11 protein-coding genes are annotated in these 12,381 nt (G+C 67.2%); 7 read left to right on the top strand and 4 right to left on the bottom strand.

Going from position 1 to position 12,381, the window contains the following annotated elements; genetic code table 11:
- On the bottom strand, positions 1-224 hold a 224-nt coding region (locus tag QZ609_RS04955; RefSeq protein ID WP_295491837.1), incomplete at its 3' end, for a hypothetical protein.
- A gap of 174 nt (positions 225-398) precedes the next feature.
- A complete protein-coding gene (locus QZ609_RS04950; protein WP_295491835.1) occupies positions 399-824 on the bottom strand; it encodes a hypothetical protein in 426 nt (141 codons plus the stop codon).
- Positions 825-1,546: 722 nt separating this feature from the next.
- Between QZ609_RS04950 and leuA the strand changes: the two genes are divergently transcribed.
- The 4 genes from leuA (at position 1,547) to QZ609_RS04930 (ending at position 6,032) form a co-directional block, all read left to right on the top strand.
- Complete coding sequence (leuA, locus tag QZ609_RS04945) at positions 1,547-3,265, top strand: 2-isopropylmalate synthase (RefSeq protein ID WP_295491833.1); 1,719 nt, start codon at positions 1,547-1,549, stop codon at positions 3,263-3,265.
- 127 nt (positions 3,266-3,392) lie between these two features.
- Positions 3,393-3,779 carry a four-helix bundle copper-binding protein gene (locus tag QZ609_RS04940; protein WP_295491831.1) on the top strand — a complete coding sequence of 129 codons (387 nt, stop codon included), beginning with the start codon at positions 3,393-3,395 and terminating at the stop codon, positions 3,777-3,779.
- Between the two features lie 8 nt (positions 3,780-3,787).
- Complete coding sequence (gene cadR, locus QZ609_RS04935; RefSeq protein WP_295491830.1) at positions 3,788-4,279, top strand: Cd(II)/Pb(II)-responsive transcriptional regulator; 492 nt, start codon at positions 3,788-3,790, stop codon at positions 4,277-4,279.
- Positions 4,280-4,445: 166 nt separating this feature from the next.
- Positions 4,446-6,032 carry a DUF4139 domain-containing protein gene (locus QZ609_RS04930; protein WP_295491828.1) on the top strand — a complete coding sequence of 529 codons (1,587 nt, stop codon included), beginning with the start codon at positions 4,446-4,448 and terminating at the stop codon, positions 6,030-6,032.
- Between the two features lie 31 nt (positions 6,033-6,063).
- Here the strand turns inward: QZ609_RS04930 and QZ609_RS04925 are convergent, their stop codons facing one another.
- Positions 6,064-8,547 (bottom strand): cation-translocating P-type ATPase, encoded by a 2,484-nt coding sequence (locus QZ609_RS04925; RefSeq protein WP_295491826.1) that lies wholly within the window; start codon positions 8,545-8,547, stop codon positions 6,064-6,066.
- A 45-nt stretch (positions 8,548-8,592) separates the two neighbouring features.
- Entirely contained in the window at positions 8,593-9,147 is a 555-nt protein-coding gene (locus QZ609_RS04920) for an alpha/beta hydrolase (RefSeq protein ID WP_295491824.1), read from the bottom strand.
- A gap of 249 nt (positions 9,148-9,396) precedes the next feature.
- Between QZ609_RS04920 and QZ609_RS04915 the strand changes: the two genes are divergently transcribed.
- Genes QZ609_RS04915 through QZ609_RS04905 form a run of 3 tightly spaced genes read left to right on the top strand, consistent with a single transcriptional unit; the run spans position 9,397 to position 12,356 of the window.
- Positions 9,397-10,695, top strand: coding sequence for a citrate:proton symporter (locus tag QZ609_RS04915; RefSeq protein WP_295491822.1), 1,299 nt, complete (start codon positions 9,397-9,399; stop codon positions 10,693-10,695).
- A gap of 4 nt (positions 10,696-10,699) precedes the next feature.
- The gene (locus QZ609_RS04910; protein WP_295491820.1) at positions 10,700-12,043 is read left to right on the top strand and encodes an acyclic terpene utilization AtuA family protein; all 1,344 of its coding nucleotides are present in this window, start codon (positions 10,700-10,702) and stop codon (positions 12,041-12,043) included.
- Position 12,044: 1 nt separating this feature from the next.
- Entirely contained in the window at positions 12,045-12,356 is a 312-nt protein-coding gene (locus QZ609_RS04905) for a hypothetical protein (RefSeq protein WP_295491818.1), read from the top strand.
- Positions 12,357-12,381 lie beyond the last annotated feature (25 nt).

Here is a 12,381-nt window from a genome sequence, read left to right as displayed (position 1 = left end):
TCTTTGTCTTGCCAAAGAAAGTAAGCAAAGAAAGGCGCGCCCGATGCGGCGAAACACTCCTTGAATTTCTGTCGCAAGGAGGGAGGGGAGGCAAACTCGCTGCGCTCAAACAGCCTCCCCTCTTTTTCCTCCTTGCAACAAAAATTCAAGGCGCCGCATAGGGCAGGAACGTCAACGGCCAAACCGTCGCGGGGCTGGTTCAGGTCGCTGGGCGCCAACTGCAAGGGGCACGGCGCCAACCGTGCGGCGCGGAGCCCCGGCCGCACTGCCCGAAGCGCTAGTCGCAAAGCTTCAAGCTCCAACCATCGAGCCCTGAAGCTCCAATCGCGAAGTAAAAATCGCCGTGCGCGAAGCCCAACGCGCCGAACGCAAAGCAAAACGCTCCGGCCGCTGAGCCTTCAAGCTCCAATCGCAAAGCAAAAAGCGCTGTGCGCGAGGCCCGGAGCGTCGAGCGCAAAGCAAAAAGCTTCAACCGCCGAGCTTTGGGGCTGCAATCGCAAAGCAAAAAGCTTTGCGATTGCAGCGCCGCGCTTTGCGCGCAAAGCGAATCGGTTCGCGCCTGGAGCCGAAGGGCTTTGCGCCGGGAGCTTTTTGCTGTGCTTGTGCAGCTTGCCGCTGAACGCCGGGAGCCCAACGCTTGGCGCACGAAGCCGCGGCCGAACCATCAGACGCCGCGCCCGCCCCCCGCCGCTGTCATTGCCCCGCTGCCGCATCACCAGCACTGCCGGCCAGACACGCCGCGCAGGGACGCCGCGCAGGGACGCCGGCGAGGCGAGCAAGAGGAAGAGCGAGAGGAAGAGGAAAACGAACAGCAACAGCAACAAGCGCCACGGGCCGCGCCCAGACGGTGTGTTTTTGCCCTGCCCTAGATGGCGCCTTGAATTTTCGTAAGCGGGCGGAAAAAAGAAGGAGGCTGTCTGAGCGCAGCGAGTTTGCCTCCTTCTCCGCCCGGTTACGCAAATTCAAGGAGGGGGTCGCCATCTCGGGCGCGCCTTTCTTTGCCTACTTTCTTTGGCAAGACAAAGAAAGTAGGTCGGCCCCGGCAGGGGACGAAAGGAAGGCAGACCACCAAGACCAAATCCCAACACAAAACCACAAGCACCAACCCCAGAACCCTCCGAATCCCGCCCAGGCAACTTGACAACACCCCCCATCCCCCAGCACTATCAGAAAATGCACCCTCAGCAGACCACCCTCCTCACCGCTCAAGCCCGCACGCTCCAGTGCGAGCGCGGTCTGCTATCCGCTTCCCTACTACGCGTGTAAGCGCGTAGACCTCTCTTTCCCCCTCGTTCCGGTATTTGACCGGTCCGCTGCCGTAACAGGCGACGGGCCTCGTGTGGCGCAGTCCGTGCGCCAAATCGTTGGAGCCTCGCATGCCCACCCCGATCCTGCTTTCGCTACGACTACCGACCGGTTGCCAGACCACGCGCCCGTGGCTGTCTGGCCGCCCCACCCGCACCGCTCTTCCGGCCACGCCGGACACCGCCCGCGCGGTCGTCCCCGTCGTATCCCACCGATCTCGATCTCATAGGACGCACACACCATGTTGAAGAACCCCGCCACCAAATACCGCCCCTTCCCGCCGATCGCCTTGTCCGATCGCACCTGGCCCAACAAGACCATCACCCGTGCCCCGATCTGGATGAGCACGGACCTGCGCGATGGCAACCAGGCCCTGTTCGAGCCGATGAACGCCGAGCGCAAGATGCGCATGTTCAAGATGCTCGTGCAGATCGGCTTCAAGGAAATCGAAGCCGCCTTCCCCGCTGCCTCCCAGACCGATTTCGATTTCGTGCGCGAGCTGATCGAAGGCGGACACATTCCCGACGGCGTTGCGATCGAGGTGCTCACGCAGGCGCGTGAAGACCTGATCCGCCGCACCATGGAATCGCTGCGCGGCGCCAAGCGCGCCATCATTCACGTCTACAACGCGACCGCGCCGGTGTTCCGTCGCACCGTGTTCAATACCGACCGCGAGGGCGTCAAGCGCATCGCCGTGCAGAGCGCCAAGCTGATCCGCGAGATTGCGCAGACGATGCCCGAGACGCAGTGGACGTATCAGTACAGCCCGGAAGTTTTCAGCGGCACCGAGCTGGACTTCGCGCTGGAGGTCTGCAACGCCGTGACCGAGGTGTGGGAGCCGACGCCCGCGCACAAGATCATCTTCAACCTGCCCGCCACGGTGGAGATGGCCACGCCCAACATCTACGCCGACCAGATCGAGTGGATGCACCGCAACCTCGTGCGCCGCGACTCGATCATTCTCTCCGTGCATCCGCACAATGACCGCGGCACCGCCGTGGCCGCCGCGGAGCTGGCCGTGATGGCCGGCGCCGACCGCGTCGAAGGCTGCCTGTTCGGCAACGGCGAGCGCACCGGCAACGTCGACCTCGTCACCCTCGCGTTGAACCTGTATTCGCAGGGCGTCGATCCGGAACTCGATTTCTCGCACATCAACGATGTGGCCCGCACCTGCGAAGACTGCACGCAGCTGCCGGTGCATCCGCGCCATCCGTACGTGGGCGACCTCGTGTTCACGGCGTTCTCGGGCTCGCACCAGGACGCGATCAAGAAGGGCTTTGCCGTGCAGCAGCCCGACGCGCTCTGGGAGATGCCCTACCTGCCGATCGACCCGGCCGACGTGGGCCGCACGTATGACTCGATCATTCGCGTGAACAGCCAGTCGGGCAAGGGTGGTATCGCTTACCTGCTCGAATCGGGCTACGGCATTGCCATGCCGCGTCGCCTGCAGGTGGAGTTCAGTAGCACCGTGCAGCAACTGACCGACGAGAGCGGCCGCGAGGCCACCGCCGCCGACATCTGGGCGCTGTTCCAGCAGACCTACCTGCAGGGCGACGGCCCGATCGGCTACGTATCGCACCGTCTGACCGAGCGCGACGACGGTAGCCAGCACATCCGCCTGGCCGTGCGCGTCGATGGCAGCGAGCGCATTTGCGAAGGCAACGGCAACGGCCCGCTGGATGCGCTGGTAGATGCACTGGGTTCCGTGCTGACGGTGCCGGTATCGATCCACCACTACGAGGAACGCGCGCTCGGCCAGGGTGCGAATGCCGATGCGATTGCGTTTGCCGAAATCGCGGCGGCGGGCGTGGCGGGCAGCACCTTCGGCGTGGGCGTCGATGCCAACCTGACGACGGCATCAATCCGCGCGGTGGTGGGGGGCGTGAACCGGCTGATGGTGCGGCAGGCATCGGAAGATTTGCTGCAGCGCGAGACAACAGCGCCTGAGGAGGTTGCCTGATCACGCAAGGTTTACCTGTGCACTGAGCCACGACTTGCTACATTGAAATGAGGCCATCCGGGCCCGCCCCGGGTGGGTTCCCTTTGTTTGCGCAACTGCGCGTGAAGCCACTGCCAGGAGAACCGAGATGACCAATCGTCCGACCGCGAAAGACAACGCCAAGCGTTATGCCAGTGTGATTCAAGCGCTTCACGCGTGCGAAACCGCTTGCGCGTACTGCGTGGCGGAGTGCAGCAAGAACGGCCACGCCGAGGCGATGTCGCGCCTCATGAGCCTGTGCACGGACTGCGCGGAATACTGCGCCCTCACGCAAGCCTTCCTGGCGCGCAACAGCGAGTTCGCTGAACTACTGCTGGAGGACTGTGCCGAGCTTTGTCACCAATGTGCGGAAGAATGCGATCATCACGGCCTAGGCCATTGCAGCACCTGCGCGACCGCCTGCCGGGCCTGCATGGACGCTTGCCTGAAAACCGCCGGTGTCGAAGACATGGCCGGCGAACCCACCGTGTTTTGATATCGCATATGAAGATTGGCGAGCTCGCCCAGCGTACGGGCATCAGCATCGAGACCATCCGCTTCTATGAAGCGCAGGGCCTGCTCCCCCCGCCGGCGCGCGCCGCCAACAACTACCGCGTCTACACGCCCGAACATGCCGAGCAGTTGGCCTTCATCGCGAAATGCCGGTCGCTCGACATGGCGCATACCGAGATCCGCCGGCTGCTGGAGTTGCAGGCCAACCCCCAGGCCTCTTGCCAGGAGATCAACCAGTTGCTGGATGAACACCTGTGCCACGTTCAGGCGCGCATTGCCGAACTGACCGAACTTAAGCAGCAGATCGAGGCGATCGGCCAGCGCTGCACGACGGCGGCGTCGGTGGCCGAATGCGGCGTGCTGCAGTCGCTGCATGAAGAGCCGCTGCCGGTGGCCAATCACCACGGCCACAACCATGGTCACGGCCATGGCGAAGCCGATGCGGAGCACGCGCACCGGCATATCCGCGGCGCGCATCGCTAGCCGACGCCTGCCTCGTTGCGCCGGCGCGTCTCCCCCTGATTGACGGCTGGCGCCGTTCCGACGCCGTGCCATACTCGCCACATTTCACGGACGAGTGGGGAAGCGGATGAAGCAACGGACCGGAGCACGACGTCAGCAGCGCACTAGGCAGGTCAAGCGCATCACAATGACCACAGTCGGCACGACCTTGTCGGCTGCCACCCTGCTGGCCCAGGCGGCCACCCCCTCGCGCATCGCCGAGGTCACGCTCTACCCTGACAGCGCCACCGTCGTGCGCACCGCCACGGTGGCGCCCGGCGCCCGCAACGTGGAATTGACGTGCCTGCCCGCCACGTTCGATCTGCAAAGCCTGCGCGTCGAAGGCGATAACGCGGTCCGCGTTGGCGACGTCCGAACCGAATCGATCCCGCGCGAGGGCGCCCCCGGTTGCGCGATGACTTCGCTGGACGCACAGATCCGCGCGCTGGAAGACCAACGTACTGCACTCGACACGCAGATCCGGGCCAACGAGCTGTCTGCCAACTACCTGAAAGTCGTGAGCGAGCGCACGAGCACCGACGGCCGCGTCCCACCCACGGATTTCACGGCGCTGGGCAAATCCACCGATGCCCTCACGCGCACCGCGCAAGACGTCTTCACACGCCAGGAACAACTCAAGCGTCGCGATGCAGAGCTGAAGAGCCAGCTCGACGCGCTGCGGCAAACGCGCGGCGCGGGTGCCGGTGAGACGCTGCGCACGGTCCGGATCGCGGTGGCGGCACCGCGCGGTGGCGAGCTGCGCGTCAGCTACCAGACCTCGCGCGCAGGCTGGCGGCCGGCTTATCTGGCCAGCCTAGACCCGGTGCGCTCGAATGTCGTCATTGAACGGCAAGCGACCATCGCACAAACCACTGGTGAAGACTGGCGCGGTGTGCGGCTGCGCCTGTCGACAGGGCAGCCGCGCAGCGCACCTCGCGGCCCGGAGCCTTACACGTGGCAGCTCGACATACTGAAGCCGCAGCCCGCCGCGCAGCTCGCCTATCCGATCGCGGCAGCGCCCGCAGCGATGCCGTCGCCCTCCGCCCCCATGTTAAGAAGCGAGAGAAGCGCCGAAGACAACGCCCCCCTCTTCGACGTCAGCGCGATCCAGACCGCCTATACGACTGAATTCGAAATCCCCGGCACCGTAGAGCTGCCCTCGGACGCGCAGAAGGCCACGTTCTCGCTCGCAACCCAGTCCCTGCCCGCCACGCTCACCGCCCGCAGCACGCCGCGCCTGGACAGCGCCGCCTATCTGACCGCGGCCATCGACCGTCCGGACGGCATCTGGCCCGCAGGGCAGATGCAGCTGCGCCGCGACGGCGCCACAGTGGGCACCACGTTCTGGAATCCGGCAGGTGAGGATCAGCACGTGACCCTGCCATTTGGCCGCGATGACCTGATCAGCATCACGGCGGAGGCGCCCAAGACCTTCAATCGCAATGTCGGGCTGCTCGACAGCCGCAACGAGCGTCAGTACACCTCCATCTACACGGTGCGCAACCGGCACCGTGACCCGATCTGCATCGAGATCCTGGAGGCGATGCCGGTCACGCGGGCCGAAGACATCAAGGTGCGCGCCACCTTCAGCCCGGAGCCGGCCGCGCGCGATTGGGAACATCGCGAGGGCGTGGTCGCCTGGCAGCAGACGCTCAAGCCGGGCGAGAACGCCCGCTTCTCCGCCGACTACGTCGTCACCTATCCGAAGGACGCGCGCATCACCGGCCTGCGCTGAGCGCCGGCACACGTGCACGCGCCGTCGGAGCTCAGACGCGCGTGCGCATCACCCGCAGCCCGTTGAACACCACCAGCAGGCTCGCGCCCACGTCGGCGAAGATCGCCATCCACAGCGTGGCATGGCCCATCACGGCCAGGGCCAGGAACACCGCCTTGATGCCCAGCGCCAGCACGATGTTCTGACGCAGCACGGCAACCGTACGCCGGCTCAGGCGGATGAAGGCGGCCAGCTTGCGCGGGTCGTCGTCCATGATGGCGACGTCGGCCGCCTCGAGCGCGGTGGCGGTGCCGGCGGCACCCATGGCGAAGCCGATGTCGGCGCGCGCCAGGGCCGGGGCGTCATTGATGCCGTCGCCCACCATGCCGACGAAGCCGTAGCGGGTCGCCAATGCGCTGACCACGCGCTGCTTGTCGGCGGGCAATTGCTCGGCGTGCACGTCGTCGATGCCGACCGCGCGAGCGATGGCTTGCGCGGCACGGTGATCGTCGCCGGTGAGCATGACCGGCTGCACGCCGAGCGCGCGCAGGTCGGCGATGGCCTCGACGGATTCCGGACGCTCGCGGTCGCGCACGCCAAAGGTGGCAACGGCACCGGTGGCATCGCACAGCGTCACTGCGGACATGCCTTCCGCCTGCAAGCTGTCGACTGCGCTGCGCCAGGCCGGCGTATCGAAGCCGCGTTCGGCCACCAGCGCGGCGTTGCCGATGTGCCAGCGCACGCCGTCAAGCGTGCCGGCCACGCCACGGCCGGGCAGCACGGACAGCTCGTCGACGCGGCGCCCGTCCACCAGCGCATGCGTAGCCGCCGCCTGCACGATGGCGCGGGCGATCGGGTGCGTGGTGTTGGCATCGAGCGCGGCGGCCATGGCCAGCGCGCGCAGTTGCACGCCATCGGTCGCGATGTCGAGTGCGGCGACGGAGCGGCGCGTGCCGTCTGGCAGCATGATGGCGTCGAGCACCGGGCGGCCGGCCGTGAGCGTGCCGGTCTTGTCCAGCGCCAGCGCGCGCAGGCGCCGGCCGCTTTCCAGATAGACGCCACCCTTGACCACGATGCCGCGCCGCGCGGCCGCGGCCAGGCCGCTGACCACCGTCACCGGGGTCGAGATCACCAGCGCGCACGGGCAGGCGATCACCAGCAGCACCAGCGCGCGATACGCCCAGGTCAGCCAGCCATCCGCCGTCACCTGCGGGCCCATCAATGGACCCAACGCGGCAACCGCCAGCGCCAGCAGCATCATCGCGGGCGTGTAGATGGAGGAGAAGGTATCAACGAAGCGCTGTGTGGGCGCGCGCTGCGACTGCGCTTCCTGGATGGCCCCGGCGATGCGCGCGAGCGTGCTGTCGGCTGCCACGGCCGTGGCCTCAGCCTCGATCACGCCGTCGGTGACGATGGTGCCCGCGAGGATGGTGTCGCCGATGGCCTTCTCCACCGGCAGGCTCTCGCCGGTCACGGGCGACTCGTCCAGCGCGGCGCGGCCTACAACGATGCGCGCATCGACCGGCACGCGGCTGCCGGTGCGCACGCGCAGGCGCGCGCCGATGGCGACGGTCTCGACCGCCACGTCGCGCCAGCCACCGGCACCATCGGGCAGCTCTGCCGTATCGGGCGCGATGGCGGTCAGCGCGCGCACGGCATCGCGAGCACGCACCAGCGCGCGCGCCTCGATGGCTTCGGCCACGGCAAACAGGAAGATCACCATCGCCGCCTCGGCCCACTTGCCGATCAGCAGCGCGCCGATGACGGCCACCGCCATCAGGAAGTTGATGTTGAAGGTGAGCGCGCGCACAGCAATCCAGCCCTTGCGCAGCGTCGGCCCGCCGGCCAGCACGATGGAGGCGAGCGACAGCGCCAGCACCGGCCACGCATGATCGCCCTGCGACCAGGCGATGGCCTCCGCGCCGAAGGCCGTCACGCCGCCGGCCGCCAGCAGCAGCGAGCGGCGCGAGATGCCGCCCTCGGCCTGGGGCACAGCAGCGGCGCGGTCGTGCGCCTCCAGCACCTCGCCATCCATGCCGATGGCGCGCAGCGCTTCCAGGAACGGCGCGACGTCGTCGACGGTGTGGTGGATGGTGAGGTGGCGCTCCAGCAGGTTGAAATCCAGCGCGACCACGCCGGCGGCGCTGCCGAGCTTGGCGCGGATCATGCGCTCCTCGGTCGGGCAATCCATCTGCTGGATGCGGACCTTGGTGCGGCCAGAGGCACGGGCGCGCGCGGCGGCGTCAACCACCGGCGCGGGCGCTGCCGGATGGTCGTGCGCGTGGGCATGGTCGTGGCCGCACGCGTGCCCCTCACCGTGCCCCTCACCGTGCCCCTCACCGTGCCCCTCACCGTGACCGCGACCGTGCGCGTGGCCGTGATCGTGACCGTGGTCATGGTCGTGCGCAGGCTTGTGCGCGTGATCAGCCGACGCCCGGGCGGCGGGATGGTCATGGCCGCAGCATCCACCGCAACCGCTCTGGTCGGCTGTGGCGTGGTCGTGGGCAGGCAGGGTGGAGGCGAGATCGGGTTTCATGCCTCCATTCAAAACCCTAAAGGAACTCCAGGGTCAAGGACCCTCTCAAGGGTGTTGTAAAGACCACGCTGCGATCAGGGCACGGCCTTCCGGCCAACTGCCGAGGCCGGATTCCGCGTTGATATGACCGCGCGCACCCAGCTCGAGCGCCTGCGCGCCCCAGGCTTGCGCTTGCGCCCGGCTCCAGGCGGCATCGCTGAATGGATCGTCGGTGCTGAAGACGAGCGTGGACGGGAACGGCAGGCGCTGGCGCGGTACCGGGCGGAAGTCAGCCAGGTCGTCGGGCATGCCGGGGCGGTCCAGCTGCGGCGCGGCGACCAGCAGGGCGCCGCGCACGCGGGCGGTCCGGGCCGAGCCGGCGGCCCAATGCGCGGTCAGCACGCAGCCCAGGCTGTGCGCCACCAGCACCACGTCGCCGGGCGCAGCGCTCACGGCACGTTCGAGCGCGTCGACCCAGTCTGCGCGCCTGGGCGTCATCCAATCATGTTGCTCGACGCGACGGTCGCCATGGATGCGTTCCCATTGCGATTGCCAATGGTCAGGGCCGGAGTTCTGCCAGCCGGGCAGGATCAGGACAGTCGGGGCGCTTGCTGCGGTCACGTCGGTCTCCAAAAGAGAGGGTGGGTCGGATCGTCGGCACATTCTGCCTGGGCGTCACATGGCAGGACAGGCGAAAGCATTGGAAACGCCACGCAAAAACCGCGAATGCATCGGCAATCCGGGCCAGCGCATTCATCTGCAAAACCGCTCAATCGATCCAAATATTCTGTTTCACAGGCAGATCAGCAGCCTCTACAGTCCACGTAAATCCCGCCAACAGGGATTCCGATCCATGACTCGGAGGAGACCATGCTCGCACTGCTCGGGCTGCTGACCATCGTCGCGCTGTTTGTCGTCATCCTGACCAAGCGCATGTCGCCGCTGGTCGCGCTCATCGCCATTCCCGTCATCGCCGCGCTCGCGGGCGGCTTCGGGCTCAATACCAGCAAGTTCATCCTGGCCGGCATCAAGGACGTGGCGCCGGTAGCGGGGATGTTCATCTTCGCCATCCTCTACTTCGGCATCGTCACCGATGCCGGCATGCTGGACCCGATCATCGACCGCATCCTGCGCACCGTGGGCAGCCGGCCGCCGCGCATCGTGGTGGGCTCGGCCCTGCTGGCGCTGCTGATCCACCTTGATGGCTCCGGCGCGGTGGCGTTCCTGGTCACCATCCCGGCCATGCTGCCGCTGTACGACCGGCTCGGCATGGACCGCCGCATCCTCGCGTGTGTCACGTCGATGGCTTGCGGCGTGAACTTCCTGCCGTGGACGGGGCCGATGATCCGCGCCTCGGCCTCGCTGCACATGCCGGTCACGGACATCTTCAACCCGCTGATCCCGGTGCAGATCGCGGGGCTCGTCTTCGTGTTCGTGTGCGCCTGGCTGCTGGGCAAGCGCGAGGAAAAACGCCTGGGGCTGGCCAATCACGCCGGCGGCGCACAGGTGGTCGCCCGCCCGCTGACCGACGCCGAACAGGCGCTGCGCCGCCCGCGCAATTTCTGGATCAACCTCGTGCTGACCGTGGTCGTGATGGGCGTGATGGTGAGCGGCAAGGTCGACCCAGTGGTGATGTTCATGCTCGGCGTGGTGGCCGCGCTGCTCATCAACTACCCGAACGTGGATCAGCAGCGCCAGCGCGTGGACGCCCACGCCAAGGCCGCCCTGATGATGGCGAGCATCCTGCTGGCGGCAGGCGTATTCACCGGCATCATGAGCAAGTCCGGCATGCTCACGGCGATGGCCAAGACCGCAGTCGATTTCATCCCGCCCGCGATGGCGCACCACATTCCGGTCATCCTGGGTGCGCTGTCGATGCCGCTGTCGCTGCTGTTCGATCCGGATTCGTTCTACTTCGGCGTGCTGCCCGTCGTGGCGGAAGCCTCGAAGATGCTCGGTGTGGCGCCCGTGCACGTGGCGCAGGCCGCCGTGCTCGGCCAAATGACCACCGGTTTCCCGGTCAGCCCGCTCACGCCCGCGACCTTCCTCGTGGTCGGCCTGTGCGGCATCGACCTGGCGGACCACCAGAAATTCTCGATCCCCTTCCTGTTCGGCGCCTCGCTGCTGATGACCGCAGTGGCCGTGGTGCTGGGCGTGCTTCCGTGGTGATGGCATGAAGAGACTACGCATCGGCGGCGGCGCCGGTTACTCGGGTGACCGCATCGAACCGGCGCTCGAACTCGCGGAGCATGGCGACATCGACGTGCTGATGTTCGAATGCCTGGCCGAACGCACCATCGCGCTGGCGCAGCAGGTGCGCCGCAAGGACCCGTCGCACGGCTACGACCCGCTGCTCGAGGCGCGCATGCGGACCGTGCTGCCGGCCTGCGCGGCGCGCGGCATCCGCATCGTCACCAACATGGGCGCGGCCAACCCTCTGGCAGCGGCTGAGCGCACGCGCGACATCGCCCGCGAACTCGGCCTCACGCTGCGCGTGGCGGCGGTCACCGGCGATGATGTGTTTAGCCTGCTGCAAGCACGCGGCCACGACTTCACGCTGATGGACGGCGGTGCGCCGGTGGCCTCGCTCGGCACGCGCATGGTCTCCGCCAATGCGTACCTCGGCGCACAGGGCATCGTCGATGCGTTGGCGCAGGGGGCAGACATCGTCATCACCGGGCGCGTGGCCGACCCGGCGCTGGCGCTCGGGCCGCTCATCCACGCCTTCGGCTGGCGCATGGACGACTGGCATCGCCTCGGCTGCGGCACGCTGGCCGGCCACCTGCTCGAATGCGCGGGGCAGATTACCGGCGGCTACTTCGCAGACCCTGGCATCAAGGACGTGCCCAACCTCGCGCGCCTGGGCTTCCCCATTGGTGAAGTTGGCGAGGACGGTTCCGTGCTAATCACCAAGGTGCCCACCGCCGGCGGCCTCGTCAGCGAGGCCACGTGCAAGGAACAGCTGCTGTATGAGATCCACGACCCGGCGCGCTACCTCACGCCCGACGTGGTGGCGGACTTTTCCAACGTGCGCATGCGCACCGACGGCACCGACCGCGTCGTCATCGAAGGCGCCACCGGCACGCCGCGCACCGGCCAGTTGAAGGTGTCGATCGGCTATCTCGACAGCTATATCGGCGAGGGCCAGATCAGCTATGCCGGCCCCAACGCCGTGGCACGCGGCAAGCTGGCGCTCGACATCGTGCGTGAGCGCTTGGCGCTCACGGGCGTGCAGACGACGGAGACGCGCTTCGAGCTGATCGGCGTCGACGCACTGCACGGCGGCGCGCTCTCCCGCACCGATGCACAGCCCTACGAAGTGCGTGTGCGCGTGGCCGCCCGCACCGAGTCGATGGCCGAAGCCATCCGCATCGGCAACGAGGTCGAGACGCTGCTGACCTGCGGCCCGTCCGGCGGCGGCGGCGCGACCAAGAGTGCGCGCGAGGTCATCGCCGTCGCGTCGACGTTGATTCCGGAAGAACTCGCGCCACACCACGTGCACATCCTGGAGACCTGACATGACGCGCCTCCTCCGCGACCTCGCCCACACCCGCGCCGGCGACAAGGGCGACATTTCGTGCATCTCCGTGATCGCGCATCGTCCGGAAGACTTCGCCGTGCTGGAGCAGCACGTAACGGCCGCACGCGTGCGCGCGCATTTCGCTGAGCTCGTGCACGGTGAAGTCCAACGCTACGTGCTGCCACAGCTCGGCGCGCTCAACTTCGTGCTGCATGGCGCGCTGGCTGGCGGCGTAACGCGCTCGCTGGCGCTGGACGCGCACGGCAAGTCGTTGTCGAGCGCGCTGCTTACGCTGGAGATTCCGGGCTAAGCTGGCGCATTCCTCCGCCAGACGC

The organism is uncultured Ralstonia sp. (assembly GCA_913056305.1).
Lineage (GTDB): Bacteria > Pseudomonadota > Gammaproteobacteria > Burkholderiales > Burkholderiaceae > Ralstonia.
The sequence above is the reverse complement of the archived record's forward strand: the minus strand, read 5'-3'. Positions and strand labels throughout refer to the sequence as shown.

Bases quoted from the DNA above. Each gene is read 5' to 3' on its own strand.
- QZ609_RS04910 (WP_295491820.1), top strand. From the start codon at position 10,700: ATGAAGAGACTACGCATCGGCGGCGGCGCCGGTTACTCGGGTGACCGC.
- QZ609_RS04940 (WP_295491831.1), top strand. From the start codon at position 3,393: ATGACCAATCGTCCGACCGCGAAAGACAACGCCAAGCGTTATGCCAGT.
- leuA (WP_295491833.1), top strand. From the start codon at position 1,547: ATGTTGAAGAACCCCGCCACCAAATACCGCCCCTTCCCGCCGATCGCC.
- QZ609_RS04905 (WP_295491818.1), top strand. From the start codon at position 12,045: ATGACGCGCCTCCTCCGCGACCTCGCCCACACCCGCGCCGGCGACAAG.
- QZ609_RS04915 (WP_295491822.1), top strand. From the start codon at position 9,397: ATGCTCGCACTGCTCGGGCTGCTGACCATCGTCGCGCTGTTTGTCGTC.
- cadR (WP_295491830.1), top strand. From the start codon at position 3,788: ATGAAGATTGGCGAGCTCGCCCAGCGTACGGGCATCAGCATCGAGACC.
- QZ609_RS04930 (WP_295491828.1), top strand. From the start codon at position 4,446: ATGACCACAGTCGGCACGACCTTGTCGGCTGCCACCCTGCTGGCCCAG.
- QZ609_RS04925 (WP_295491826.1), bottom strand. From the start codon at position 8,547: ATGAAACCCGATCTCGCCTCCACCCTGCCTGCCCACGACCACGCCACA.